At 61.4% G+C, this 25506-nt stretch carries 25 protein-coding genes and 1 pseudogene; 6 read left to right on the top strand and 20 right to left on the bottom strand.

Annotation, left to right across the window (positions count from 1 at the left end; genetic code table 11):
* Positions 1-121 precede the first annotated feature (121 nt).
* The 3 genes from NKI31_RS22805 to NKI31_RS22795 all read right to left on the bottom strand — a co-directional run bounded on the left by NKI31_RS22805 (position 122) and on the right by NKI31_RS22795 (position 3090).
* Entirely contained in the window at positions 122-925 is an 804-nt protein-coding gene (locus NKI31_RS22805) for an ATP-binding cassette domain-containing protein (protein ID WP_245269849.1), read from the bottom strand.
* Complete coding sequence (locus tag NKI31_RS22800; protein WP_023670725.1) at positions 901-1962, bottom strand: ABC transporter permease; 1062 nt, start codon at positions 1960-1962, stop codon at positions 901-903. Before NKI31_RS22800 ends, NKI31_RS22805 begins: the two co-directional genes overlap by 25 nt.
* A gap of 150 nt (positions 1963-2112) precedes the next feature.
* The gene (locus tag NKI31_RS22795) at positions 2113-3090 is read right to left on the bottom strand and encodes a sugar ABC transporter substrate-binding protein (protein WP_081725578.1); all 978 of its coding nucleotides are present in this window, start codon (positions 3088-3090) and stop codon (positions 2113-2115) included.
* A gap of 264 nt (positions 3091-3354) precedes the next feature.
* On the opposite strand from NKI31_RS22795, the gene NKI31_RS22790 reads away from it, so the two are divergent.
* The 4 genes from NKI31_RS22790 (at position 3355) to NKI31_RS22775 (ending at position 7418) form a co-directional block, all read left to right on the top strand.
* Positions 3355-4581 (top strand): ROK family transcriptional regulator, encoded by a 1227-nt coding sequence (locus NKI31_RS22790; RefSeq protein ID WP_352459687.1) that lies wholly within the window; start codon positions 3355-3357, stop codon positions 4579-4581.
* On the top strand, positions 4582-5028 hold the full coding sequence (locus tag NKI31_RS22785) for an RbsD/FucU family protein (protein ID WP_352652580.1): 447 nt from the start codon (positions 4582-4584) through the stop codon (positions 5026-5028). It begins immediately after the preceding gene.
* Positions 5025-5948, top strand: a complete 924-nt coding sequence (locus tag NKI31_RS22780; protein WP_023708422.1) for a carbohydrate kinase family protein — start codon at positions 5025-5027, stop codon at positions 5946-5948. Before NKI31_RS22785 ends, NKI31_RS22780 begins: the two co-directional genes overlap by 4 nt.
* A gap of 291 nt (positions 5949-6239) precedes the next feature.
* A complete protein-coding gene (locus NKI31_RS22775) occupies positions 6240-7418 on the top strand; it encodes a DegT/DnrJ/EryC1/StrS family aminotransferase (RefSeq protein ID WP_352652579.1) in 1179 nt (392 codons plus the stop codon).
* On the opposite strand, the gene cysQ is transcribed toward NKI31_RS22775, so the two are convergent.
* From cysQ to NKI31_RS22755, 4 genes are all read right to left on the bottom strand, one after another.
* On the bottom strand, positions 7384-8172 hold the full coding sequence (gene cysQ, locus NKI31_RS22770; protein ID WP_352652592.1) for a 3'(2'),5'-bisphosphate nucleotidase CysQ: 789 nt from the start codon (positions 8170-8172) through the stop codon (positions 7384-7386). The genes NKI31_RS22775 and cysQ overlap by 35 nt on opposite strands.
* A 10-nt stretch (positions 8173-8182) precedes the next feature.
* A complete protein-coding gene (gene cysN, locus NKI31_RS22765) occupies positions 8183-10120 on the bottom strand; it encodes a sulfate adenylyltransferase subunit CysN (protein ID WP_023705475.1) in 1938 nt (645 codons plus the stop codon).
* A gap of 2 nt (positions 10121-10122) precedes the next feature.
* Positions 10123-11028, bottom strand: a complete 906-nt coding sequence (gene cysD / locus NKI31_RS22760) for a sulfate adenylyltransferase subunit CysD (RefSeq protein ID WP_023705476.1) — start codon at positions 11026-11028, stop codon at positions 10123-10125.
* 73 nt (positions 11029-11101) lie between these two features.
* Positions 11102-11650, bottom strand: coding sequence for a hypothetical protein (locus tag NKI31_RS22755; protein WP_245261131.1), 549 nt, complete (start codon positions 11648-11650; stop codon positions 11102-11104).
* On the opposite strand from NKI31_RS22755, the gene NKI31_RS22750 reads away from it, so the two are divergent.
* Together NKI31_RS22750 and NKI31_RS22745 are read left to right on the top strand one after the other, a co-directional pair.
* The gene (locus tag NKI31_RS22750; protein WP_245271838.1) at positions 11637-12728 is read left to right on the top strand and encodes an O-antigen ligase family protein; all 1092 of its coding nucleotides are present in this window, start codon (positions 11637-11639) and stop codon (positions 12726-12728) included. The genes NKI31_RS22755 and NKI31_RS22750 overlap by 14 nt on opposite strands.
* Positions 12725-13675: an NAD-dependent epimerase/dehydratase family protein gene (locus NKI31_RS22745; protein WP_352558926.1), complete on the top strand. Its 951-nt coding sequence runs from the start codon at positions 12725-12727 to the stop codon at positions 13673-13675. The genes NKI31_RS22750 and NKI31_RS22745 overlap by 4 nt, the downstream gene beginning before the upstream one ends.
* Here NKI31_RS22745 and NKI31_RS22740 read toward each other — a convergent pair.
* From NKI31_RS22740 to rfbB, 13 genes and pseudogenes are all read right to left on the bottom strand, one after another.
* On the bottom strand, positions 13666-14205 hold the full coding sequence (locus NKI31_RS22740) for a sugar transferase (RefSeq protein ID WP_023705480.1): 540 nt from the start codon (positions 14203-14205) through the stop codon (positions 13666-13668). The genes NKI31_RS22745 and NKI31_RS22740 overlap by 10 nt on opposite strands.
* Positions 14206-14222: 17 nt before the next feature.
* On the bottom strand, positions 14223-15155 hold the full coding sequence (locus NKI31_RS22735; RefSeq protein WP_352652578.1) for a glycosyltransferase family 2 protein: 933 nt from the start codon (positions 15153-15155) through the stop codon (positions 14223-14225).
* 140 nt (positions 15156-15295) lie between these two features.
* Positions 15296-17284, bottom strand: coding sequence for a nucleoside-diphosphate sugar epimerase/dehydratase (locus NKI31_RS22730; RefSeq protein WP_031196486.1), 1989 nt, complete (start codon positions 17282-17284; stop codon positions 15296-15298).
* Between the two features lie 230 nt (positions 17285-17514).
* A complete protein-coding gene (locus tag NKI31_RS22725) occupies positions 17515-17916 on the bottom strand; it encodes a sulfatase/phosphatase domain-containing protein (protein ID WP_023819237.1) in 402 nt (133 codons plus the stop codon).
* Positions 17913-18290 carry an alkaline phosphatase family protein gene (locus NKI31_RS22720; RefSeq protein WP_352652577.1) on the bottom strand — a complete coding sequence of 126 codons (378 nt, stop codon included), beginning with the start codon at positions 18288-18290 and terminating at the stop codon, positions 17913-17915. The genes NKI31_RS22725 and NKI31_RS22720 overlap by 4 nt, the downstream gene beginning before the upstream one ends.
* Positions 18287-18664 (bottom strand): annotated as a pseudogene (locus tag NKI31_RS22715) (sulfatase-like hydrolase/transferase); the annotation flags it as partial. The pseudogene NKI31_RS22715 and the gene NKI31_RS22720, both read right to left, overlap by 4 nt.
* Before the next feature lie 665 nt (positions 18665-19329).
* A complete protein-coding gene (locus tag NKI31_RS22710) occupies positions 19330-19533 on the bottom strand; it encodes a hypothetical protein (RefSeq protein ID WP_352652576.1) in 204 nt (67 codons plus the stop codon).
* A 102-nt stretch (positions 19534-19635) separates the two neighbouring features.
* On the bottom strand, positions 19636-20301 hold the full coding sequence (locus NKI31_RS22705) for a sulfotransferase (protein ID WP_352652591.1): 666 nt from the start codon (positions 20299-20301) through the stop codon (positions 19636-19638).
* Positions 20302-20383: 82 nt separating this feature from the next.
* Complete coding sequence (locus tag NKI31_RS22700) at positions 20384-21853, bottom strand: rhamnosyltransferase WsaF family glycosyltransferase (RefSeq protein WP_352652575.1); 1470 nt, start codon at positions 21851-21853, stop codon at positions 20384-20386.
* Positions 21853-22578 carry an ABC transporter ATP-binding protein gene (locus tag NKI31_RS22695; protein ID WP_023687183.1) on the bottom strand — a complete coding sequence of 242 codons (726 nt, stop codon included), beginning with the start codon at positions 22576-22578 and terminating at the stop codon, positions 21853-21855. Before NKI31_RS22695 ends, NKI31_RS22700 begins: the two co-directional genes overlap by 1 nt.
* 36 nt (positions 22579-22614) lie before the next feature.
* Complete coding sequence (locus NKI31_RS22690) at positions 22615-23349, bottom strand: ABC transporter permease (RefSeq protein ID WP_031193609.1); 735 nt, start codon at positions 23347-23349, stop codon at positions 22615-22617.
* A gap of 124 nt (positions 23350-23473) precedes the next feature.
* The gene (rfbD, locus tag NKI31_RS22685; protein ID WP_352652574.1) at positions 23474-24403 is read right to left on the bottom strand and encodes a dTDP-4-dehydrorhamnose reductase; all 930 of its coding nucleotides are present in this window, start codon (positions 24401-24403) and stop codon (positions 23474-23476) included.
* Complete coding sequence (gene rfbB / locus NKI31_RS22680; RefSeq protein WP_352652573.1) at positions 24400-25494, bottom strand: dTDP-glucose 4,6-dehydratase; 1095 nt, start codon at positions 25492-25494, stop codon at positions 24400-24402. Before rfbB ends, rfbD begins: the two co-directional genes overlap by 4 nt.
* Positions 25495-25506: the final 12 nt, after the last annotated feature.

Below are 25506 nucleotides of genomic sequence, written 5' to 3'. Positions count from 1 at the left end.
CTGCGATCATACCGGCTTTCGCTCTCAGTCCCAGCCTATCCTAGTGCATCGCAACATACGTTCAATCGATTTAGACCAGCATGCCGCCAGTTCCCCTGCGGCAATTTATCCGTCGAGCGGATCAGGCAGCGAGTGCAGCCTCCGGCGGAACCTTCGCTCCCGTCATGAAGGCGACGGCGTCGGACATGGTATATTGCTTGGGATCGATGACGCATAGGCGGCGGCCGAGCCGATGGATATGGATGCGGTCGGCAACCTCGAAGACATGCGGCATGTTGTGCGAGATCAGCACGATCGGCAGGCCTCGCTTCTTGACGTCGAGGATCAGTTCCAGCACGCGGCGGCTCTCCTTGACGCCGAGTGCCGCAGTCGGTTCGTCCATGATCACCACACGGCTGCCGAAAGCGGCGGCGCGCGCCACCGCCACGCCCTGACGCTGGCCACCCGACAGCGTTTCCACCGCCTGGCTGATGTTCTGGATGGTCATCAGCCCAAGCTCGGTCAGCTTGTCGCGGGCGCGCTTTTCCATTGCGGGCCGGTCGAGCATGCGAAGCCAGTCGCCGAGGAAGCCGGGTTTGCGGATCTCGCGGCCGAGGAACATGTTGTCGGCGATCGACAGGGCCGGCGACAAAGCCAGGTTTTGGTAGACCGTCTCGATGCCCGCCTCGCGCGCCTCCATGGGCGATTTGAAAGCGACAGCTTTGCCTTCGAGACGGATCTCGCCTTCGTCGGGCACGGCGGCGCCGGAAATCGCCTTGATCAGCGATGATTTGCCGGCGCCATTGTCTCCGATGACGGCCAGGATTTCGCCGGGGTAGAGGTCGAAGTCGGCATTGTCGAGGGCGGTGACACGGCCATAGCGCTTGATCAGGCCGCGCGCGGTGAGGATGGGTTCCACGGTCATGCCGAAACCTTTCTGATCCATTGGTCGATCGCCACGGCGCCGATGATCAGCACACCGGTGAGCAGCACCTTCCATTGCGGATCGGCGCCCAGCATGTTGAGGCCCATCGAGACGACGCCGACGATCATCGCGCCGAAAAGCGTGCCCAGAATTGAGCCGCGCCCGCCGAACAGTGAAATGCCGCCGATCACCGTCGCGGTTATCGCCTGCAGGTTGTAGTCGGTGACGGCGGCTGACGGCGAGATCGAGCCGTTGCGGCCGATGGAAACCCAGGCAGCGAAAGCGGCGATCAACCCGGCAAGGGTGTAGACCGTCATCAACACTTTCTTGGTCTGGATACCAGACAGCTTCGCCGCCTCCTGATCATCGCCAACGGCGTAGACATGGCGGCCCCAGGCGGTGTGATTGAGCACGTACCAGAGGATCAAAACGAGCACGACCGTGGCGATGACGCCCAGTGTCAGCACCGCCGTGCCGATCTTGAAACTCAGGGCAAAGAGATGCAGCAGCGGCGCCTGGGCGTCGACGTCGGTATCGCGGATCGTCTCATTGGCCGAATAGATGAAGTTCGTCGCCATGACGATGTTCCAGGTGCCGAGCGTGACGATGAACGGCGGCAGCTTCATGTAGGCGACCAGCAAACCGTTGAGCAGGCCGCAGGCTGCGCCGGCGGCAAGCCCGATGGGCACTGCGAGCACGGCCGGCATGCCGTAGCTGACCGCGCAATTGCCCATGATCACGGCTGAAATCACCATGATCACGCCGATCGACAGGTCGATGCCGGCGGTCAGGATGACCAGTGTCTGCGCGGCACCGAGGATGCCGACGATGGCGATCTGCTGCAGGATCAGCGTCAGCGTATAGGATGAGAAGAAACGCCCGCCAATGGCGATGCCGAAAATTACGATCGACAGGACCAGCACAATCAGCGGCACCGCCGCCGGCGTGGAGTGCAGGAAATGCTGGATGCGCTTGACGGCCGATTTGTGCTCGTCAAAGGCGGCAACGCTTGTGTCGCTGCTCGAGAGAACCTTCTCGAATTCCTGTGCTTGAGCCATGTTTCCTCCCCTGGGCTTCAGCTCCATGCCGAGACCCGCTCGCGCCTGTCCGGTCTGCTGCCGGGATTATTCGCGTGACGCATCGTCCACCCGAAGCGGCCGGGGATCAAGCCCCCGGCCGTCAGCTTGTCGCTGGCTGTCAGACAGCCATCAGCCCCAGCACTTGGCGAGGCCTTCCTTGGTGTCGATCGACTTCACGCCATTGGCCGGCTTGTCGGTGACGAGGTTGACGCCGGTGTCGAAGAAGTTCTTGCCTTCGGTCGGCTTCGGCTTGGCGCCGTCCTTGGCGAAGGCGGCGATCGCCTCGATGCCGAGTGCCGCCATCTGCAGCGGGTATTGCTGCGAGGTGGCGCCAATGACGCCTTCGGTCACCGACTTCACGCCGGGGCAGCCGCCATCGACCGAGACGATCAGCACCTGGCTTTCGAGACCGACCGCCTTGAGCGCCTGGTAGGCGCCGACAGCGGCGGGCTCGTTGATGGTGTGGATGACGGTGATGGAGTTGTCCTTCTGCAGAAGGTTTTCCATCGCCTTGCGGCCGCCTTCTTCATTGCCGTTGGTGACGTCGTGGCCGACGATGCGGGCATCGTCCTCATCGCCGATCTTGTTGGGATCCTTCACGTCGATGCCGAAGCCCATCATGAAGCCCTGGTCGCGCAGCACATCCACGGTCGGCTGCGAGGGGGTCAGGTCGAGGAAGCCGATCTTGGCGTCCTTGGCCTTGTCGCCGAGGGTCGCGGCTGCCCAGGCGCCGATCAGCTTGCCGGCTTCCAGATTGTCCGTCGCGAAGGTCGCGTCGGCGGCATCGATCGGGTCCAGCGGGGTATCGAGCGCGATCACCAGCAGGCCGGCGTCACGCGCCTTCTTCACCGTCGGCACAATGCCCTTGGTGTCGGACGCGGTGATCAGGATGCCCTTGGCGCCGTCGGCGATGCAGCTTTCGATCGCCGCCACCTGGCTCTCGCTATCGCCGTCGATCTTGCCGGCATAGGTCTTGAGGTCGACGCCAAGTTCCTTGGCCTTGGCGGTCGCGCCCTCCTTCATCTTGACGAAGAAGGGGTTGGTGTCGGTCTTGGTGATCAGGCAGGCGCCGACGCCGGCGGCCGATGCTGTCGAAGCAAACGCCATCAGGCCGAGGCCCGCCGCGGCGAACACGGTGGACTTCAATAAAGCTTTGGTCACGATCTTCCTCCCATGGAACCATGCGGATGCCGCCAACCGGCATCTCGAGCGCATCCACTGAAGTTCTCCCAGTGTGGACGCGCCCTCAAATGACACCAGCGGGAGCCGCCTGTCAATAATTAAATCACTCTTATTTATTATTGACAGCTTTGCGCGGTTCACTCATTCTGCCGCAAAAGCAGTAAGAATAAACCAAGGGAAGGAACAAGGGTGGAGACCGGCATTGCGAGGCACGGTTCGCCCGAGGCGGCCGCCAGCCGTCTCCACCGTGGCACCAACCAGAGCGGTATGCGCGACCACAATGAGCGGCTGGTGCTGTCGTTGGTTCGCCAGCACGGCAGCTTGGCCAAATCAGACATTGCGCGCATGACCGGGCTTTCAGCGCAGACCGTCTCGGTCATCATGCGCGAACTGGAGGAAGACAGCCTGCTGCTGCGCCAGGCGCCGTTGCGCGGCAAGATCGGCCAGCCCTCCATCCCGATGGCGCTGAACCCCGAAGGCGCCTTCTTCATCGGCCTCAAGATCGGCCGCCGCAGCGCCGAACTGGTGCTGATCGATTTCCTCGGAACTGTGCGTTCCATGCTGCAGCACTCCTACCGCTATCCGGCGCCGCGCGAGACGGTTGAGTTCGTCACCGAAGGCATGAAGACGATGCGCGCCGAACTGACACCTGCGCAGGACAAGCGCATTGCCGGGCTCGGCATCGCCATGCCGTTCGAACTGTGGAACTGGGCCGACACCGCCGGCGCGCCGCGCGACATCATGGACGAATGGCGCCATCGCGACATCCGTGCCGACATCCAGGCGCAGTGCGAATTCCCGGTCTATCTGCAGAATGACGCCACCTCCGCCTGCGGCGCCGAACTGGTGTTCGGCCAGACCGGCGGCGCGCGCGACTTCGTCTATTTCTATATCGGTGCCTTTGCCGGCGGCGGCATCGTGCTCAACGGCCGGCTGTTCGGCGGGCCAACCGGAAATGCCGGGGCGCTGGGTTCGATGCCGGTGCCGGGACCAGACGGCAAGCCGACGCAGCTCATCGACGTCGCCTCGATCGCCATGCTGGAAAAGGCGCTTAACGCACGCGGCATTGACGGCTCCTATCTCTGGACCTCGCCGCAGGAATGGGGCGAGATCGGCGCCGATCTGGACGACTGGATTGCCACCGCCTCGCAGGCGCTTGCCTACGCCATTGTCGCGGCGTCCTCGGTGATCGATTTCGAGGCCGCGGTGATCGATGGCTGGATGCCGCTCGCCGTACGCCGCCGGCTCGTCGATGCCGTCAGGCAGGCGATCGGCACCATTGACGGCGAAGGCCTGAAGCTTCCGGTGGTGCGCGAAGGCACCGTCGGCATCCATGCCCGGGCGCTGGGCGGCGCCAGCCTGCCGCTGTCCGAACGCTTCCTCATCGGTTCGACCACCATTTCCCGGAGCACCTGAATGCTGATCGGTATTCCGTCGCTGCTCGGTCCGGAGCTTCTGGCGACATTGCGCGCCATGGGCCATGGCGACGAGATCGCGCTTGTCGACGGCAACTATCCGGCGGAAGAACAGGCAAACCGGCTGATCCGCGCCGACGGTCTTCACCTCATACCGGTGCTTGACGCCATTTTGAGCGTTCTGCCGGTGGATGATTTCGTGCCGGAAGCGCTGTTTCGTGCCTCGGTCAAAGGCGATCCCTCGGTTGCAGATCCGGTCCACCTCGAGATCGAGGCGATCTGCACCAGGCGCGCGCCGGGCCGCAAGGTGGTTGCGCTGGCGGGCGCCGACTTCTATGCACGCGTCCGGTCGGCATATGCGATCGTCGGGACCAGCGAACCCCGGCTCTACGCCAACATCATCATCCGCAAGGGCGTGATCTATCCGCCGGAGAACAAGAAATCATGATCCTCTGCTGCGGCGAAGCCCTGATCGACATGCTGCCGCGCACCACGACACAGGGCGAGCCGGCCTTTGCGCCCTATGTCGGCGGCGCGGTGTTCAACACGGCGATCGCGCTTGGCCGCCTCGGCGCGCCCGCCGGCTTCTTTTCCGGCCTGTCGTCGGATCTGTTCGGCGGCCAGTTCCGCGAGGCGCTCGGCGCAAGCAAGGTCAGTTCCACCTATGCGCACACCTCCCCTCGCCCGACCACGCTCGCCTTCGTGCGGCTCACCAACGGCCAGGCGACCTACACTTTCTACGACGAAAACACCGCCGGGCGCATGCTGACGACAGAGGATCTGCCGAAACTGGGCGCCGAGATCGAAGCCATGCTGTTTGGCGCCATCAGCCTGATTTCGGATCCGGCGGGTGCTGCCTACGAAGAATTCATGAAACGCGAGCACCAACGCCGCGTCATGATGCTCGACCCCAACATCCGGCCGAACTTCATCCCCGACAAAGCCAAGCACCTCCGGCGCATCCGCTCGATGATGGCGATGGCCGACATCGTGAAGCTATCGGATGAGGATCTGCACTGGTTCGGCGAGGCCGGCTCGCATGAGGACGTCATCCGCAATTGGCTCGATCGGGGCCCCAAGCTGATCGTCGTCACCCATGGCAGCGAAGGCGCAGTCGGCTACAGCAGGGATCACAAGGTCACGGTGATGCCGCATAAGGTGGAGGTGGTCGACACGGTCGGCGCCGGCGACACTTTCAATGCCGGCATTCTGGCCTCGCTGCACGAGCAAGGCCTGCTCACCAAGGCCGGGATCGGCGGCCTTTCGGAGGACGCCATCCGTCAGGCGCTGGCCCTCGGCGCCAAAGCGGCGGCGGTGACCGTGTCGCGGGCCGGCGCCAACCCGCCCTGGCGGCACGAAATCGCCTGATCCACGCTTAGTCCGCCGCCAGCCGCTGCAAGCAGCCGATCACTTTATGTTTCCGCGAGCCGGAAAGACGCACTGAATCAGCCGGATTAATAGGCGGCGAAGCCCGGATTTCCGGCATCTTGCGGCAATGCAGGGAAAGCCTGAAGTAACAGGCTGCGACACCTAGACAACCCGTCCCGCGGCCGGTCCGGCTTTCTAGACCGACCCAACTCTGGTACCAGCGGCCCGGTTAAGTTGTTGTTTCTGTGCGTGTCGTTGGGGCGGCTCGCACCACACCGTTTTGAGGCCGACATGCAATTCATCGATCTTGGCGCGCAGCGCGAACGTATCCGCGACCGGCTGAAGGCCGCGATCGACAATGTCGTCGAGGAAGGCCGCTATATCCTCGGACCGCAAGTCACCGAATTCGAAAACAAGCTCGCAGCCTATATCGGCACCAAGCATGTCGTGGCCTGCGCCAACGGCACCGACGCGCTGCTGTTGCCGCTGTTTGCCGCCGGTATCGGCCCCGGCGACGCGGTGTTCGTGCCGAGCTTCACCTTTGCCGCGACGGCGGAAGTGGTGGCGCTTGCCAAGGCCGAACCGGTTTTCGTCGATGTCGACGCCGAGACCTACAACATCGACATCGCCAGCCTCGAGGCGGCGATCGCCATGATCAAGAAGGAAGGCCGGCTGAAGCCGAAGGCGATTATTCCCGTCGACCTGTTCGGGCTTGCCGCCGACTACGAGGCGATCATGGCGATTGCCAAGCGCGAAGGGCTGCTGGTGATCGAGGATGCGGCGCAGTCGATCGGCGGTTCGGCCGACGGCACAATGTGCGGCGCCTTCGGCCATGTCGGCTCGACCAGCTTTTATCCGGCCAAGCCGCTGGGCTGCTACGGCGATGGCGGCGCGATGTTCACCAATGACGACGCGCTGGCCGACCAGCTGCGCTCGTTTGCGTTCCACGGTAAGGGCGAGACGCAGTATGACAATGTCCGCGTCGGCATCAATTCACGCCTCGACACGATCCAGGCGGCGATCCTGATCGAGAAACTCGCCATCCTCGAAGACGAGATGGTCGCCCGCCAGGTGGTGGCCAAGCGCTACGCCGAAGGTCTCGGCGACATCGTCAAGGCGTCACGCAATCTGGGCGGTGGCCGCTCGGCCTGGGCGCAATACGCCATCGAGACGCCGAAGCGCGACGGGTTGAGGGCGCATCTCGGCGAAAAGGGCATCCCTTCGGTGATCTATTATGTGAAGCCGCTGCACGAGCAGGTCGCCTATCGCGACTATCCGCGCACGCCGACCGGGCTTGCGGTTTCGGAGGAACTGCCGAAGCGCATCCTGTGCCTGCCGATGCATCCCTATCTCAGCGAAGCCGACCAGGACCGCATCATCGAGACGATCCGCAACTACATTGGCTCGAACTCGGCGCATGTAGCGGCGGCGTCAGTTACGCCGCGTCCGCCGCCTTCCCGCTCGCAATAAAATGCGGGTTGGCGAAATCCTCGTCGTCGCTCTGTTTGCGCTTGCCATAGGTGAGCGGCTCGCCGTCCAGCGTGCGCGTCATGCCGCCGGCGGCGCGCAGTACGGCGTCGCCGGCCGCCGTGTCCCATTCCATGGTGCGGCCGAAGCGCGGATAGATGTCGGCTTCGGCTGCGGCGAGCAGGCAGAATTTCAGCGATGAGCCGACCGAGACGATCTCGGCGGCGCCGAGATCCTTGATGAAGGCTTCGGTCTCCGGGGTGTTGTGCGAGCGGCTGGCAACGACCGCCAGCGGCGTGACCGCCCTCCTAACCGAAATCCGCCGGCGGCCGACGATACGGAAGTCGCCTTCGACCTCGATTGCTTCGGCCCAGCCCGGCCGTCCAGAGAAGAACCGCCCGCTGCACGGTGCGAAGACGACGCCGATCTCCGGCACGCCGTGCCGGACAAGCGCAATGTTGACGGTGAAATCGGTCCGGCGGTTGACGAATTCCTTCGTTCCATCGAGCGGATCGATCAGGAAGAAGGCGCCATCCAGATCGGGCGGCACAATGCCTTCGGCGACCTCTTCCTCGGCCACGCAGGGAATATCGGGATAGGCCGCACGCAGGCCGGCGAGGATGATCGTCTCGCTCTCGCGGTCGGCTTCCGTGACCGGCGAGGAGTCGGACTTGCTGTCGACCGCGCAGCCGGCCTTGAAGACCCGCATCACCTCGCGTCCGGCTTCGAGCGCCAGGCGCTCGAACACGTCGAGCATCACTTCGTCGTCAGATGCCGCCGCCGCTGTCATATTGGTCTTCGGCAATGTCGCGCTCATTCAGCCAGTGTTCCAGAGCCTCTACCATCTCCTCGGCCGTCTTGCCGAGTGTCTTGAGATGGATTTCGGGATTTTCGGGAGCTTCATACGGGGAATCGACGCCGGTGAAGTTCTTGATCTCGCCATTCAGCGCCCGTGCGTAAAGGCCTTTCGGGTCGCGTCGGGCGCATTCCTCGAACGGCGTATCGACGAACACTTCGACGAACTCGCCGTCGGCCATCAACTCCCTGGCCATGCGCCGCTCGGCGCTGAAGGGCGAGATGAAGGAGACAATGACGATCAGCCCGGCATCGGCCATCAGCTTGGCCACCTCGGCGACCCGGCGGATGTTTTCGACACGGTCGACGTCGGTGAAGCCGAGATCGCGGTTTAGGCCGTGGCGGACATTGTCGCCGTCGAGAATGTAGGTGTGGCGCCCGGAAGCGAACAGCTTCTTCTCGAGCAGGTTGGCGATGGTCGACTTGCCCGAACCGGAAAGCCCAGTGAACCAGAACACGGCGGGACGCTGGCTCTTCAGGTCGGAGCGGCCGCGCTTGCCGACATCGAGCGACTGCCAGTGGATGTTTTCGGCGCGGCGCAAGGTATGCAGGATCATGCCGGCGCCGACCGTGGCATTGGTGATGCGGTCGATCAGGATGAAGGCGCCGGTATCGCGGTTGTCGGCGAAGGAGTCGAAGGCGATCGGCGCCCGGGTCGAGATGTTGCAGATGCCGACTTCGTTCATCTCGAGCGACTTCGCCGCCTCGCGAGCGAAGTCGTTGACGTTGACGCGGTATTTCAGGTCGGTGACGGTGGCGCTGGTCTGGTCGGTCTCGGTGCGCAGTATATAGGAGCGACCCGGCAGCAGCGCTGCCTCGTCGAACCAGACGATGTTGGCGGCGAACTGGTCGGCGACCTGCGGCCGTGCCGCCGGCGACACCAGCATGTTGCCTCTGGAGACCTCGACCTCGTCATCGAGCACAAGGGTGATGGCCTGGCCGGCCACCGCCTGGGCAAGATCGCCGCCTTGCGCGACGATGCGCTTGACCCGCGAGGCCTTGCCGGATTTGGCGACCACCACCTCGTCGCCCTGCGCGACGGAGCCGGACGCGATGGTGCCGGCAAAGCCGCGGAAGTCGAGATTGGGCCGGTTGACATACTGCACCGGAAACCGGAACGGCAGTTCGACCGCGGCCTCGTCGACCGATATGGTTTCGAGATGCTCGATCAGCGACGGGCCGGAATACCACGCCGTCTTGCCGGAGCGGCTGGTGACATTGTCGCCATAGCGGGCCGACATCGGGATCGGCACGATCGTCTGGAAGCCGAGCTCGTGCGAGAACTGCCGGTAATCCTCGACGATACGGTCGAACACCGCCTGGTCGAAATCGACGAGGTCGATCTTGTTGACGGCAAGCACGATATGGCGGATGCCGAGCAGCGAAGCGATGATCGAGTGGCGTCGGGTCTGGCGCAGCACGCCCTGGCGCGCATCGATGAGCACGATGGCGAGATCGGCGGTAGAGGCGCCGGTCGCCATGTTGCGGGTGTACTGTTCATGGCCGGGCGTGTCGGCGACGATGAACTTGCGCTTGGGCGTGGCGAAGAAGCGGTAGGCGACGTCGATGGTGATGCCTTGCTCGCGCTCGGCCTCGAGGCCGTCGACCAGAAGCGCGAAGTCGATGTCGTCGCCAGTGGTGCCGTGCTTGCGGGAATCGCGCGCGAGTGCGGCGAGCTGGTCCTCGAAGATCTGCTTTGTGTCGGACAGAAGACGGCCGATCAACGTCGACTTGCCGTCGTCGACCGAGCCGCAGGTGAGAAAGCGGAGCAGCGACTTCTTCTCCTGCGCCGCCATGTATTCGCGCACGCCGTCGGTGGGAGCGAGGCTCTTGGCCAGGATATGGCGCATGCTCAGAAATACCCCTCGCGCTTCTTCTTTTCCATCGAGCCGGCTTCATCGCGGTCGATGAGGCGGCCCTGGCGCTCGGAGGTGCGCGCCGTCAGCATCTCGCCGACGATGGCTTCGAGCGTGTCGGCGTCGGATTCGATGGCGCCGGTCAGCGGATAACAGCCAAGCGTGCGGAAACGGACCAGGCGGTTCTCCACCGTCTCATCGGGGCGCAATTGCATGCGATCGTCATCCTTCATGATCAGCATGCCGTCGCGTTCGACCACCGGCCGCTCCTTGGCGAAATAGAGCGGCACGATCGGGATGTTTTCCTGCAGAATGTACTGCCAGATATCGAGCTCGGTCCAATTCGACAGCGGAAACACGCGGATCGATTCGCCCGGCGCGATGCGGGTGTTGAAGATCTTCCACATCTCCGGCCGCTGGTTCTTCGGGTCCCAGACATGCTGGGCGTTGCGGAAGGAAAAGATGCGCTCCTTGGCGCGCGACTTCTCCTCGTCGCGCCGCGCCCCGCCGAAGGCAGCGTCAAAGCCGTATTTGTCGAGCGCCTGGCGCAACGCCACCGTCTTCATCACATGGGTGTGGGTGTTCGAGCCATGGTCAAAGGGGTTGATACCGTCGCGCACGCCGTCTTCATTGACGTGGACCAGCAGGTCGAAGCCGAGCTTCTGCGCCATCTGGTCGCGAAAGGCGATCATCTCGCGGAACTTCCAGGTGGTGTCGACATGCAGGAAGGGGAAAGGCGGCTTGGCCGGATAGAAGGCCTTCATCGCCAGATGCATCAGCACGGAGGAATCCTTGCCGACGGAATAGAGCATCACCGGCTTGGAGAAGGAGGCCGCAACCTCACGGAAGATGTGGATGGACTCGGCCTCGAGCCGCTGCAGATGCGTAAGCGCGATGTTCATGGACTGTGAGCGTTCTCTCGTGCAATCCAGACCTTGCATCAGATGGATCGGGCGTCCTTTTCAGCCGCCCGGTTCAAGCTTCACTGCTGGACACTATCGGTTCGTGCCGGCGTTCTAGCAGATCGCCACCTGATATAACAACGCTGGAAAGGCCGGCGGCCACACCGATCGGCAACGAATTTTCCATGAAAAGCCCAGAATCGGGAAATTCCTGCCCGACGGAGCGATAGCCTTCAAAGGCCGGGAAAAATCTTGCCTGGACCGAAAGAAACGCCGGCCCGACCTCGTCGCACTTTCGAAAACCGCACCCAGCCGCTATACCGGCTCCTGAACCTGCGCCGGGCGGCATGCCGCAAATGCCGCGCCAAACATTGTCCGTCGCCACGCGACCCAGCGCATTGTGAACCAGAGCATTGACCCCGATCTCCGCCATCAAGCAGCACGTTTCGCCGTCACGGATCAACATCACCTTCTCCATTCTGTGCTTCTTTTTCCCGCCGGTGCTGGGATCGGCGGTCAGCTTTTTGTTCAATGGCGGCGGCCTGTGGTCGGTGCTTCTGCTTGCGTTGAAAAGACGGCGTTTCAACATTGACCGGCCGATGACCGTGATGACGGTGGCCATCTATGCCTATTGCGCAGCCAGCGTGCTCGCCTCCATCGTCAACAATTCGATCGCCAGGGATGCGCCGCATCTGGCAGGGCTGATCACCTTCCTGTTTTTCCCTGTCTCATACGCGACCTGGAGCATTACCGAGAAAACCACGCTGACGCGCATCGTCGTGCTGGCGAGCGCCGCCGCCTGTTTTGGCGCCGTGCTGCTGGCGGTCGTGCAATATCACGGGCTGGGCATACGGGCCGAAGGCGGCGCCGGCAATCCGATCGTGTTCGCGACCGTCGCCTGCCTCAGCATGATGATGTGCCTGGCAGGCGCTTTATCGGGTGTAGAAAAGAACAGGACGTTGCTGGCCTGCGCGACACTGGCCGGCGCGGTCGCCATTGTCTATTCGGGATCTCGGATAATCTGGCTGGCGATGCTGGTGGCCGGCATCGCGGTCCTGCTGATCAACCGTCGCAAGCTCAACAACAGAAACGCCATTCGGCTTTTGCTGATTGCGGGGGCGACCGGCATCGTCATCGCTGTCATCGGTCTCCCCATCATTTCCGAGCGCGCGGCCTTCCTGTTCAGCGACTGGGATGCGCTCGCCACGAAGGGCGACCACACGACCGCGCTCGGCTTGCGCGCCGCACTTTGGCAGATTGGCCTGAGCGCCTTCCACGACATGCCGATTTTCGGCCACGGCATTGCCGCAAGCCGCGAGCTGATAAAGGATGGGTTCCACAATCAGTTCAACATGCCGTCGACGGGCTTCAGCCATTTCCACAATGGCTTCCTGACCGCATTGGTGGAGGCCGGCCTGCTTGGAGCCGTAACGCTCGCGGCTGTGTTCGTCGTTGCCGCGAGAAACGCGGCCATCGTGCTGCGCACCAGCGCGGACGCGATCGAGCGGTTCGGCGCCACGATGATTGTCGTCACTGCGATCACCTATCTCATCGGCGGCCTGACCGGCATCCTGGTCGGCCACGACATCCTCGATGCCACACTGATGGTGTTTCTGGTGTCCGGGACCTATCTTGCATCGGGCCGGCAACAAATGCTGCCGGAACAACCGGCCCCGGCGCCCCAGGCAAGCCGGCCGTGAAAGTGCTGGTCACAGGCGCGACGGGTTTCATCGGCAGGCAGGTGGTCAACCAGCTTCGCGAAGCCGGGTTCGGGGTGCGCATGGCATCGCGCCACCCGGAACGGCTCGATCCCGTGAGCGATGCGGTTTTGTTGCCGGACTTCGACGCGCCGGCCCAGGCATTCCAGGCGCTGATGCGAGATGTCACCCATGTCGTCCACTGTGCGGCGCTCAACAATGACCGCAAGGCGAGCGAAGCCGACTTCATGGCCGCCAACGCGACACTGACCGCCCAGCTGGCGCGCGCGGCCGCCTGGCGGACAAGCGGGCGCTTCGTCTATCTGTCATCGATCCGGGCGGTGGCCGGTCCCGGTTTCAGCGGAACCATCAGTGAAGCGACGCCAGCAGCCCCGCAATGCGCCTATGGGCGCTCGAAACGCGAAGGCGAGATCAGGATGCTCGAAGCCTATGCCTCCAGGCCCTCCGACGCCACGACGTTGCGCCTGCCGCCGGTCTATGGCGAAGGCATGAAGGGAAACCTGGCGTACCTGATGCGGCTGAGCGGCATGCCTATAGCCTTGTCGCTGCCGGCGGCGACCTTCAGCGGCCTCCGATCATTGATGTCATGCGAGAGTGCGGCGCGAACCGCTGTTTATCTGTTCAGCCGTCCGCAGTCGGTTCGCCCGGCCTACGTCGCCTGCGACCTCCCGCCCCTCCCGGTCTCATCCATCATCATGGCCTTCCGGGACGGTTATGGCTACTCGTTGAAGCTGTCCAGAGTGCCCGGCGGCCTGGTGCGGACAGCACTGACCTTGATCGGCAAACGCACGGCATGGGAGGCGATGACCGCGACCCAAATTTGCGATCCGTCCGTGCTGGTATCCGAAGGCTGGGCGCCACAGACCGATTCGCTCGAACAGCTGACCGAGCTCGCACGCCGCTACAAATCGGGTGCCGTTCAGCGGTAGAAAATCGTGCCTATGAGAATGCGGACATCGAGGCCCACCGATGCCGACTTTAAATACTCGGCATCGGTTTCGGCGCAGAGCTTTGGGTCGGACATGTCGATGCCTTTCATCTGCGCGAGCCCGGTAATGCCCGGAAGCGCCGCAAGCACACCCAATTGCCTGCGGCGTTCGACCAATTCCGTCTGCGTGGGCAGGCACGGCCGCGGTCCGACCAGGCTCATCTCGCCCTTGAGCACGTTCCAGAGCTGCGGCAGCTCGTCGATCTTGAATTTCCGCAGCACCTTGCCGACGGCAGTGACGGAAATTGCCGGCGCCTGATGCGAGGGCAGAGACGGCGTTCCCACAACCATCGTGCGCAGCTTGTGGCAGGCAAACGGCACCCCGTGCTGGCCGACACGGGTTTGAGAGAAGAGTGCCGGTCCAGGCGACGTCGTCCTGATTGCCAGCATGGCAAGCAGGATGAAAGGCGAGGCCAGTGGCAGCAGCAGCGCCGCCACCGCCAGGTCGAAAGCTCGCTTGGGTTCCCTCATGGCCGTGTCTGCATGCTCTAGATCCGCCGCCAGATGAAGGCCAGATAGAGCCCAAGCGTCCCAGCCAGCGTCTGCCGGTAGACGCCGCTTTTTCTGAGAAGGCGCAGGCGTCGCAAGATACCGCCCTTTCGTGCCCTGATGAACAGGCCGAGACAGGCGGCGGCATCCCTCGAGAGGATGTCGCGATTGACCGCCAGGCCACTCAGATTGTGATCGGTCCAGACGGCGAACTCGCCCCTGAAGAGGCGCCCCAGCCGCGACAGCCTCGCCTTCCACGACACGTTGGCGCCGACCAGGTTTGCCTCATGCTGGCGGTAGCGCACCAGCGGTCGCGGGTCATAGCGAACAATGCCGCCGGCAGCCGTGACGATCAGATAGGTCCACCAGTCATGGCTGACGAACTCGGTCCTTGCCGATGCCTTTGCCAGCAACTTTCGCGCGGCGCGGTTGATCATCATCGTGTTGCCGCCGGCAATGCTTTGCACAAGCGCATTGCGAAATGCGGGTGGATGCTGGAACAGCGGCGAATACCCTTGCGCCGCTCCGGTTTCGGACATGGTCGCGGTCCTGGAGCAAAACAGCAGCGGCGTTGCGGCATCGTGCCCTTGCATCCAGGCAATAGCGCTCTCCAACCTATCCGGCTCCCAGATGTCATCCTGGTCGCAGAAGGCGTAGTAGTCGGCCTCGATGCGCGGATCGATGATCATCGCGCGGAAATTGGCGGCAAAGCCCTGGCGAGGACCATTCGACAGGGTGAACCGGCCCTTGGACCAGCGGCTCTGCCAGGCGCCGATAATGGCCGAAGTGCCGTCTGTCGAACCGTCGTCGGAAACCCAGAGGTCGACAACAGGATGCGATTGCGCAGCCAGCGACGCGAGCTGCTCGTCAAGGAAAGCCGCGCCATCTTTCGTGCCCAGCAGCACGGCCACGCGCTGATCTTGTCTGCTCACTGGTTCAAAATCATCTGCAAACGCCTGGGAACGGCCATCGGATCGGTTTCAATAGCCAATCCCGGTCGATCAGGACAGGCTCTTTGTTTTGACGCAATCCCGGACGGGAAAACCGCTCCACACTTTTTCCTGGAATTGCTCTAACCAGCTTGCCCGACTGTTTTCGCAACGGTTTCCCGGCGTGCGTCACTTGGAGGCTCTTCCGCCTGATAGAGGGCGGCCATGACGGCGAGCGCCGAGGCCTTGTCCTGATCGCGCATGGCCGCCTGCAGCGATGTCAGCGCCGCCTGGACCTTGGGCCATCCCACGACATCGGTTCTGAGGCCGAAGATCTTGGGGATATCCAGCGCGACGATCTCCTCATTGCCGCCATGCAGCACCTCGTGAAGCTTCTCGCCCGGCCTGATCCCGGTGAAACGGATCGGAATGTCGGTGTAGGGGCTTTTGCCGGCCATGCGGATCATGGTTTCAGCGACTTCGAGGATCGGCACCGGCTTGCCCATGTCGAGCATGTAGATGGCGTAGTCGTCCTTGCCCTGGCGCCGCTCGGCGTCGGCCGCCGACATGATGACGAGGTCGACGGCTTCGGCCACCGTCATGAAGTAGCGGGTCATGCGGCGATCGGTGATGGTGACCGGACCGCCGGCCTCGATCTGCGCCTGGAAGATGGTGGCGACCGAGCCATTGGAGCCGAAGACATTGCCGAACCGCACGGCGATGAACTTGGTGCCGGAGCGACGGCCGCTAGGCCCGGTGGCGTGCGTTTCGTGCAGCGAAGAGACGATCTGCTCGGCGGCGCGTTTCGTCATGCCGAGCACCGAGGTCGGATCGACCGCCTTGTCGCTGGAAATCAGCAGGAACTGCGGCACCCCGCATTTGGCGGCAACCTCGGCGCAGACGAGGGTGCCCAAAATGTTGGTCTGGATCGCCGATTCCCAATTTTCCTCGAGCAGCGGCACATGTTTGAGCGCGGCGGCATGGAAGATGATGTCGGGCTTGAAATCGCTGACGACGCGGGTGATCTGGCGCCGGTCTGTGACATCGACGATGCGGCTCTTGAGCCGGACATGGTCCTTTTCGTCAACCTGCTGGTCGAGCTGGAAAATACCGAACTCCGAGATATCGGCGACCAGAACCGCCTCGGCGCCAAGTTCCAGCGACCGCTTGACCAGGATGCGACCGATTGAGCCGGCGCCGCCGGTGACCAGGACGCGCTTGCCGTTGAGGAAGCCGCCAATGCGCTCAATGTCGGATGGAACCGTTGAGCGGCGCAGGATGGTTTCCATCTCGACGGCATCGAGAACCAGCTTTCCGCGCTGCCCGAGCTCCGAGACGCCGGAGAACTGGACGACGGCGATGCCGCTATGACGGGCGATGCGAACCAGTTCCGAAAATTCTTCGATCTCGCGCTCGGCGCCTTTGCCGAAAATCAGCATGTCGAGGCTTTTGGTGCCTCTTGCATATTCTTCGAGGACCTCGACCAGGCGGGGGCGCACGGCCACCACCGGAACGCCGTGGATCTGCGTGCCCAAAGGCGCGCCGTTCTCGATGGCCATGATCCCGGCGATGGAATATTCGGCCGGCTCTGCCGTGCGCGTGAACCGGATTATGACGTCTGCTTCGCCGAGCCTGCCGACGAACAGCGCCTGCTTGATCGCCACATTGTTTGCGTTGCGGCTCAGGATCCGCCAGCTCGCCCCGTCGCGCAGGAACCGGTAATAGAGCCGAGGCGCCGATATGATGGTGAAGGAGACGAGGAAAAAGACGATGAACTGGCGCTCGTTGAGGCCGGTCACCGGCTGAAACGATCGAACCGCCAGCGAGACGACATAGAGCGTGACGGTCAGGATGGCGCAGCTCTTCAGGATGTTGAAGAAGTCCGGCGTGGAGGCGAAACGCCACACGGTGTTGTAGAGGCCGCAATAGCGAAACAGCATATGGCTGAGAAAAACAATACTTGCCCAGCACGCCAGGCCGGCCGTGGAGAGCGCGTCGAATGAAAGTCTCGACTGAGAAAGCCCCAGACTCAGCGCCACCGCGACCAGGACCATGACCAGATCCTGGATCATTATAATGGCGCGCCGCATCTTCGGCCGAAGTCCGGACACGACCTCTACATAGGATGTCATTGGGTAGTACTGAACTCCAGGCGCAAGGACTTGGACACTAACGTAGTGCGAGAGCGACGGAAACCCGTCACCGATCACCTGTTTAGAGTGCCAATCCCCAGCCCCGCCGCTTTGTATCGCATAGCGTGGAGTTGTAGTCATCGCCAGATATTTTTTTGGAAATTCCCTTGGCTGACCTTCAATCCAGACGATCGGGCGGGAGGCGCGCACCGAGATCCATGCGCATTTGCTCAAAGCGGGCGTCGCCGGCCAGATTGTTCCACCTCATAGGGGTCGGCGCTCAAATCATAGAGTTCTTCCGACAAGTCGGAGTAGCGCGTGTAGCGCCAGCGGCTTGACCGCACAGAATGATTGCCGCGCAACCATGTCATGATCGCACAATGGTCTTCCATTTTGCCACCCCGCGCCAAAGGCATGAGTGAACGGACGTCTATGTCCGCCGGTGGCTCGAACCCGCAAAGATCAAGAAGCGTAGGAAACAAGTTGACCAGACTGACTGGCTGGTCGACGCGAGCCGACGTCGCCATACCTCGTGGCGGCACCAGAACGAAGTGCACTCGCGTTGCTTCCTCCCACAGCACGAATTTCCGCCAGTGCAGCTTGTCGCCCAGGTGGAACCCGTTGTGCGTCAAGCACACGTCCAATCTGAGTGTCGCAGTAGGAGATGGCCCCGAGATAGGCCTTGGACGGCGTTGCGCCATTGCCCGTGTTTCAGGACGGTTTCGTGATCAGGCGGCGACAGAGCCAAAGCCTTTGCGATGGCGGGAACGTCGTCAAGGTCGTCATTCTTGACAAAGGGCAGGCTGACCTTGTCGAGAGGATAAAGATCAAGGAATTGTTGCGGTACGTACCAGGGCAAATGCGGCTTGTAGAAACCCGTCGCGCAAAAGAATGGCTGCTCGTGCGGTTCTTGCAGGAAGGCGCAAACCGCGTCCGCGGTCTTGAAATCGGGCATCTCCGGCTCGCGAGCGGATTCGATGGCGCCCCAATCGAAGTGATGATTCATCGACGCTCGTTCGGGAAATCATCAAAATCAAACATGCGGTTGAGCGGCCGATGCAAAGGCATCGGCTCGGCGGCGGTCGTATGGAATTCGTCCCACAAGGCTGGGCGGTTCTCGATGTCGCTCCATCTTGCCGACGGCGTCCTGTTGCGCCCTGCATCGGCGTAGTCGAAACTTCCATGGAACACTTTCCCCGCACCCATGCAGAAATACCCGGCTTCGCGCAGGCGCTCGAGCAGTGTAACTTTGCGCAGCGGCGCCCCCCAGAATGGCTCGTTCTGATAGACACCCGTTGTCGTCGGCAGGCATCCGGTGAACACGGACATCCGGCTGGCATTGCAATAGGGCGCCGTGCAGTAGGCGCGCAGAAACGTCGTTCCACGCGACGCGAGTCAGGCGTCTTGACGTCCGGATGGCGGCCCAACGGCGCAATCCAGGAATTGAGGTCGTCAGCCACGATGAAGAGGATGTTGGGTCGCTCCATCAGCCTTCTACCGCCAAGCCCGAATCAATAGTCGGCCAGTCGGAAACCGACAGCCCCGAAAGTCGGGAGAATTCGACGGTGTCATCGTAAAAAACCTCGCGCAAATAGGTTACGTCCTCCGGTCGAAGCTCGTTCTCACATCGTCTCCCAAGATGATCTGTTCGCGGAGCAAGGGGGAGAAACGGTTGGATGGAAAGGAACCCAGCAACGGCATCCAGCGTAGGTTGGTGATCCCTCAACAAATCCAGTGAACGCAGGAGCAGAACGTTCTCCCTCGGGAACAAGGCAAATAGCCGGCGTAGTTGGCGTGCGTAAAAGCCCCGTTCGACATAGCTATACACACGCCATGCCGGATCGGTCTGATCCAATCCCTTTAGTCGCCAGCGGCCTTGCCGGATCGCCAGGTGAAAAGGCAGATGCTCCGACCGGTTACCGGTCTCCATACGCATTGCGACCACGCTCGCTCGATCGGATCGCGAAAGATGAAGACAAGCTTCATTGCGGGATTGTATCGCTTTATCCGTTCCAGCGATGGCGGCCAGAAGAGATAGATCGGGGTCACGTCAAATCCGATGCCTCTCCCAGCATCGTCGGAAAAAAGCTTCCCAACTTGCGATAGTCCGGCTCCGTCCAGTTCGGCGTCTCGTCGTCAAAGAAATGCATCTCCTTGACGGACGGCGTCGCCAGCTGTGGGTGTTGCCTGAGATGGCCGAACAGGCTGGTCGTGCCGGACTTCTGCACCCCACCAACGATGAAACCCAACACAGGCTGGTCCAATGCATGCGCCCCCATGCCAAGGTTACGTCCTTGTCACCACTGTCTCTCGCCCCCCGACGAAAGTGCCCGGCAAGCCATCAAGGAAGCCTAGACAGCGGCGTTTGCCAAGTCCAGTTGCTGATAATCCCGCCCGGAAGCGAACTGCTTGATGAAATCGCGCTGTCTTTCGCTGGGGGGCTCAAGTCCAATAAAATCTGCGATCTCGCACAACAGTGACTCCGGGTTCAACAGCGAACGCTCATAACTGACAAGGAGCATCGGCCACTGCAATCGCTGCAGCAATTCCCAATATCTGCTGTACCTGATCAGCGCCAGGTCATAGGCTTGCTCGATCGAGGACTGCATCTGCTTGACTTCGGACTGGGCGACCGCAGCCATGTCGCGGTTGACGAACACGATGAACGGGTTCCTCACGACCTCCGCTATCGCCCCGAGGTAAAGATCGGCAGACGGATCTTTCCAACCCCATAGATCATTGGCATCATTTCTCGCCTCGATGATCTCTTCCAGCTTCTTCAAGCCATTATCTGCCCAATCATCGATCAGGCGGCCATCGATGTCCCGACCCTGGGCCGCATAAACGAGCTCCATATCCTCATGGATGATGGAATCGGGTGACGATCCCATGGGCACGCCCAGGATTATGGCCGCACCGGCGACGAGGCTTGTGCCGCCCCGGCCACATCCGACCACTATCAGGGTTCGTGGCCCCCGCGGCAACGCGAGTCTGACCGCCTTGTGTGATGTAGCCATCGCCACCGTCTTACGCTCCTAGTGTCCCAATGTTCGCAGTCGCCCCGACCGCAGCGCCGGCAATCGAAAAAATTCATGACGGTTATTGTTTGCCGGTTGCTGCTTTTTCCGCGCGAACCTGCAGGCGACGCTTGAAGAAATTCAGATGTTTGGCAGTGAGCGACTGGTCCCAATCCCGCGGATACTTCATTGCCTTGGCAAATCTGTACCTCTGCTCCAGGTCCCCGCTCCTCGACTTTGCCAGCTCCAAAGCTGAAACGATTTCATTCAATTCCGAAGCAGCCGGGATGATATTTCCGCTGAGGCCCTTCAAATAATCATCAGTTTTTGTCTTGAAGGTATTTGTCACAACGACACAGCCGGATCCGGCCAGATCCATCGGGATCATGCTCGGATGCGGAGAAGCCATCAGCGTGAGACAGATATCAAAACCCGAGACCTCCTCGATGTATTTGCTGAGGTCCATCCTTGGCAACGAAACCGATCGAACCCCGGGCTGCAACTCGACAACACCTTCTCCCAAGCCCATGCCCACGCAATCCCATTCCTCGGGGTCGAAAATGCCCCGCCTGAAGGCCGTCGTAAGAGCTAACGCTGTAAGTTCGAACATATTCCGATCCACCACCGGACGAGAATAGAAGACGATCGTCTTCTTTTTCTTTGCAAGATTGCGTTGGATGAACATGTCCTTGGGCAGGAGATTGGACGAGCAGGCGTTGTTGAAAAACGTATGCGACATGCCGCGAGACCTTATGCCGCCGACATCATTCGAAATGAAGAACTGCATAAGGCTTTCGCTTGAAAATATCGCGTCGTAGTCCATCGCGTATGTACGATCTGCAACGGCATATAGACTATTTGCTGGATAAAATACAGCCTCATAGTCCTGTATCAGGTATATAAACTTCTTGCTCTCTGTGCGAGCTGTAATCTTCTCTGCAAAATAGGCTGAATACCAAACGGTCGCCACGGCATAGTCGAAGCGCGATATAGCAAGCGGTTTCCGCCTCTCGCCGATATACTCGACTTCGAGTTCGTCGAAGACACCCTCCATACCGGGGTATTTCAAAACCTTTTCTCTGAAGTCGGCGAGATTGAAATAAAAATTATCAAATAGGACGAGGCGAACATTGATACCCGTCTTACGCAAGAACAGCGCCATCTGGAAGACGCCGAAGAACCCGGCCGAGATCGATTTGAAGTCGAAAGCAGGAACCAGGACATTGATCGTCTGCGGCCGGCGCTCATCTATCTCGACGTCCGGCATGTCGTAGATTCGGTTCAGCCGCAGGTTCAAGAACTCGTGATCATAGACATGGTTTGGCGGAGCGACCGCCGGGACGAGCGGCAGTTGCGACAGGTAGGACAGTTGCAGGTCGGAGAGGAAGCCAAGGCGGTGCGCCGCCGACATGCACCAATAGGCAAGCCTGCCCTTGTAGCTTTGCAGGGGAACGTCGGGGTCGAAGACCTTATGGTAGGATTGTTTCAAATCCTGGTGCCCGAAGATTCGGGCGCCGGCGCCGGCGAGCGTTGCAGTCAGCTGACGACGCATTAGCCAAAGGTCTCCTCTCTCACGACGCGACCTTTCTCGAGAAAAACCGCGGAACTGCACATCGACCGGATCAGGGCATCGGAATGCGATGCCAGCACGACGATGGCGGCATTGTTGAGCCAATGCTCCATTCTCTCTCTGGCCTTCTTTTGAAATGACGCGTCGCCCGTGCCCAGCCCTTCGTCAAGAAGCACGATATCGGTCGGATATGCGGTGACAACCGAAAACGACAGCCGTGTCTGCATGCCGGACGAGTAGGTGCGTACCGGCAAATTTATGAAATCGCCCAGTTCCGAGAACTCGATGATCGATTCGGTCTGGCGCTCGATTTCACGGGGGGCGATACCGGTCATGAGGCTCTGAAGCCGGATGAACTCTCGGCCCGTGAGTTCGGGAGATAAACCCATGGAGGGCGTTATCAGAACGGCCGAGTCCCCGTTGATGACAGCTGTCCCGCTGGTGGGTTTGAGAATGCCTGCCAAGACGCGCAACAGTGTCGTCTTGCCAGCACCGTTGTGCCCGCTCAGCCCCAGCCGGGTGCCGGGTTTAAGATCGAGCGACACGCCATCGAGAGCCGCGACTTCGAAACGGCCGGAGTCACCGGCCAGCAAACGCCCGCCCGTGGTGAAACGGAGCGCGGCTTGCTTGAGAGAACGATTTGCCGGAGCCGACCAGACCGGAATCCGGACGGTGACGTCGCTCAGATGAATGGATGGCGGTGACATGGGGCTTCCAATACAATTGTGTGACGGCGTCAGAATTCAAAGCCAGTACGGAATTCGGTGCTCCGTCCTTCGATAGAGAAGATAGGCGGCGATGCTCCCCGCGCCGGCAATAATGGCGGACACGAGCACGCTCATGTAGTCGGTGCCGTCGCTCATCAGTGGAGTTCGCGCTGCATCGATGATGTAGGCGACAGGATTGTAGACCAGGAACGGAGAGCTGGTAGGGAGAACCTTTGCCGTCCAGATAATCGGCGAAAGCATGAACAGAAGCTGCATAACGGCAGCGGTGATCAGCGGAACGTCTCTGTATCGCACAGAAACAATCGCTACGATGGTCGATATCCAGGCGGCATGGGCAGCCAACAGCGCGGTTCCGACGATGAACATTGGTATGTTCAAGCCGGAGTTCGGATAGGCAATAATTAGAGTTATGAATATAATTAGCACATTGTGCATCAATATTATTATGTTCTTAGAGACACAACGAAATATGCATGAGGCCGGCGAGATCTTCGTATTTAGAAGAAGATCGTGAGATCCAATTAAAGTTTCCGAACCTTCAATTATTGCTCCAGATAAAAATTGCCACAAGACTACACTCGTAGCCAAGTGATGTATGAACTCCCTGATAGGCTGCTTAAACAAGACAGCATATAGAAGCCCAACTGAAAGGGCAAATATTGCCGTGTTCAGCGTAATCCAGAAAGGCCCGAAAGTCGAATTTCGGTAACGAAGCCGTATGTCAAACTGCGCGAGCCGAAGCCAAACCATTGATACACCCGACATTATGATACTTCCTTCAGTGTAACTTGCTCAGGCTTGGTAATTTCCGCGACAGGCATGAAGGCGCCGCGATATGGCGACTCGGCCGACATAAAGATAGCGACAAGCTGTTTCATCGCTTAACAGACACAATCGCTACGTCTTTCCATGCTGCGGGCTGGGCTTGCAAGATGCGGCGCACCACAAGCCCCGTCGATTGCTGCCACCCCTGTGCCTCCGATCCGAATGCGGCTGTGAATTTTTGCGTCGAAAGACGCGAATTAGCCGGGCGACGCGCTTTGGTCGGGTAGTCGCGCGCCGTAATATCCCGTACCGCAGCATACGGCCCGCCATGTGACAGGCTTGCCTCCAGAATATGACGGGCAAAGCCGCTCCAGTTGATCCCCCCGGTGCCGGCCAGATGATAGATGCCGTAACCGTCGAACGCCTCGTCGTCGCGCAACATCGCCGCCGCATGCAGGATCGCATCGGCAATATCAAGCGCCGAAGTCGGATTTCCCCATTGGTCGGCGACCACGGCGATCTCGTCGCGGTCGCCGGCCAGGCGCAGTATGGTTTTCACGAAATTCTTGCCGAACGGGCTGTAGACCCAGGCGGTGCGCAGGATCAGATGGCGCGGATTGACGGCGGCCACGGCCAGCTCGCCGGCAAGCTTGGAGGCGCCGTAGACGCCGAGCGGTGCGGTGGCGTCGGTCTCGACATAGGCGCCGTCCTTGGTGCCATCGAAGACGTAGTCGGTCGACAGATGGATTACGGGCACGCCGAGCTTCGCGGCCGCCTCGGCGACCTTGCCGGCGCCGACGGCGTTCACAGCGAAGGCAAGATCGGGCTCGTCCTCGGCCTGGTCGACGGCGGTGTAGGCGGCAGCCGACACCACGATATCCGGCCGCGCTGCCGCGAGTGCGTCGAAGACCGTATCGGGCCGCGCCAGATCGAGCACTGGGCGGCCGAGGGTGACGACCTCGATGCCATCGCGCCTCTGCCCGGCCTCCAGCAGGCTGGCAGCGACCTGACCGTCGCGTCCGGTGACAACCAGTCTCACGCCGCGCCCTTCCTGCCTTCGACATGGCCCCGGGGCTGGACTTGCCCCAGCCGTTCGCCGGCATAGCGCTGCTCGCGGATCGGCCCCCACCACCATTTGTTGTCGAGGAACCAGTCGACCGTCCTTGCCAGGCCGCTGTCGAAACTCTCCGCCGGCGCCCAGCCGAGATCCCGGCTGATCTTGGAGGCGTCGATGGCATAGCGGCGGTCATGGCCGGGCCGATCGGTGACGAAGCTGATAAGATCGCGGTAGCTCCGGCCCCCGCTGCGCGGACGTCTGGTGTCGAGCAGATCGCAGATCGTCTCGACGACGCCGAGATTGGTGCGTTCGGAATTGCCGCCGACATTGTAGCTCTCGCCCGGCTGGCCTTTGGTGGCGACCAGCTCCAGGGCGCGCGCATGATCCTCGACGAACAGCCAGTCGCGCACGTTGGCGCCGGCGCCGTAGACCGGCAGCGACTTTTCATCGAGCGCGTTGAGGATCACCAGAGGGATCAGCTTTTCGGGAAAGTGATACGGGCCGTAATTGTTCGAGCAGTTGGAGAGCACCACCGGCAGGCCGTACGTCTCGTGCCAGGCCCGCACCAGATGGTCCGACGCCGCCTTGGAGGCAGAATAGGGCGAGGATGGCGCGTAAGGCGTCTCCTCCACGAACATGCCGCCATCGAAGGGCAGATCGCCGAACACCTCGTCGGTCGAGACATGGTGGAAGCGGAAGCGCGCCTTCCTGTCCTCGTCAAGGCCGCGCCAATATTCGAGCGCCGAATTCAGCACCCGGTAGGTGCCGACGATGTTGGTCTCGATGAAGGCGCCGGGTCCGTCGATCGAGCGGTCGACATGGCTTTCGGCGGCGAGGTTCATGACGACGTCGATCTCGTCGCGGTGGAGGATGTCGAGAACCGCCCGCTCGTCACAGATGTCGGCCTGCGCAAATTTGTAGTTGTGTGCATTCTCGATGGTGCGCAGCGAGGCCAGATTGCCGGCATAGGTGAGCTTGTCGAGATTGGTCACATGGTAGGCCGGATTGGCGCACAAATGCCGGCACACGGCCGAGCCGATGAAGCCGGCACCGCCTGTCACCAGAAAATTCATGGCGCTCTCCCC

Source organism: Mesorhizobium sp. M0659 (assembly GCF_040320605.1).
Lineage (GTDB): Bacteria > Pseudomonadota > Alphaproteobacteria > Rhizobiales > Rhizobiaceae > Mesorhizobium.
Note: the sequence above shows the minus strand (reverse complement) of the source record. Positions and strands in the feature narration are given on the sequence as shown.

Excerpts from the sequence above, each read along its gene's own strand:
- NKI31_RS22805 (WP_245269849.1), bottom strand. The coding sequence starts at position 925 with ATGGATCAGAAAGGTTTCGGCATGACCGTGGAACCCATCCTCACCGCG.
- NKI31_RS22800 (WP_023670725.1), bottom strand. The coding sequence starts at position 1,962 with ATGGCTCAAGCACAGGAATTCGAGAAGGTTCTCTCGAGCAGCGACACA.
- NKI31_RS22795 (WP_081725578.1), bottom strand. The coding sequence starts at position 3,090 with ATGGCGTTTGCTTCGACAGCATCGGCCGCCGGCGTCGGCGCCTGCCTG.
- NKI31_RS22785 (WP_352652580.1), top strand. The coding sequence starts at position 4,582 with ATGCTGATCGGTATTCCGTCGCTGCTCGGTCCGGAGCTTCTGGCGACA.
- NKI31_RS22780 (WP_023708422.1), top strand. The coding sequence starts at position 5,025 with ATGATCCTCTGCTGCGGCGAAGCCCTGATCGACATGCTGCCGCGCACC.
- NKI31_RS22775 (WP_352652579.1), top strand. The coding sequence starts at position 6,240 with ATGCAATTCATCGATCTTGGCGCGCAGCGCGAACGTATCCGCGACCGG.
- cysQ (WP_352652592.1), bottom strand. The coding sequence starts at position 8,172 with ATGCTCGACGTGTTCGAGCGCCTGGCGCTCGAAGCCGGACGCGAGGTG.
- cysN (WP_023705475.1), bottom strand. The coding sequence starts at position 10,120 with ATGCGCCATATCCTGGCCAAGAGCCTCGCTCCCACCGACGGCGTGCGC.
- cysD (WP_023705476.1), bottom strand. The coding sequence starts at position 11,028 with ATGAACATCGCGCTTACGCATCTGCAGCGGCTCGAGGCCGAGTCCATC.
- NKI31_RS22750 (WP_245271838.1), top strand. The coding sequence starts at position 11,637 with ATGACGGTGGCCATCTATGCCTATTGCGCAGCCAGCGTGCTCGCCTCC.
- NKI31_RS22755 (WP_245261131.1), bottom strand. The coding sequence starts at position 11,650 with ATGGCCACCGTCATCACGGTCATCGGCCGGTCAATGTTGAAACGCCGT.
- NKI31_RS22740 (WP_023705480.1), bottom strand. The coding sequence starts at position 14,205 with ATGAGGGAACCCAAGCGAGCTTTCGACCTGGCGGTGGCGGCGCTGCTG.
- NKI31_RS22730 (WP_031196486.1), bottom strand. The coding sequence starts at position 17,284 with ATGACATCCTATGTAGAGGTCGTGTCCGGACTTCGGCCGAAGATGCGG.
- NKI31_RS22720 (WP_352652577.1), bottom strand. The coding sequence starts at position 18,290 with ATGAATCATCACTTCGATTGGGGCGCCATCGAATCCGCTCGCGAGCCG.
- NKI31_RS22705 (WP_352652591.1), bottom strand. The coding sequence starts at position 20,301 with ATGGCTACATCACACAAGGCGGTCAGACTCGCGTTGCCGCGGGGGCCA.
- NKI31_RS22700 (WP_352652575.1), bottom strand. The coding sequence starts at position 21,853 with ATGCGTCGTCAGCTGACTGCAACGCTCGCCGGCGCCGGCGCCCGAATC.
- NKI31_RS22695 (WP_023687183.1), bottom strand. The coding sequence starts at position 22,578 with ATGTCACCGCCATCCATTCATCTGAGCGACGTCACCGTCCGGATTCCG.
- NKI31_RS22690 (WP_031193609.1), bottom strand. The coding sequence starts at position 23,349 with ATGGTTTGGCTTCGGCTCGCGCAGTTTGACATACGGCTTCGTTACCGA.
- rfbB (WP_352652573.1), bottom strand. The coding sequence starts at position 25,494 with ATGAATTTTCTGGTGACAGGCGGTGCCGGCTTCATCGGCTCGGCCGTG.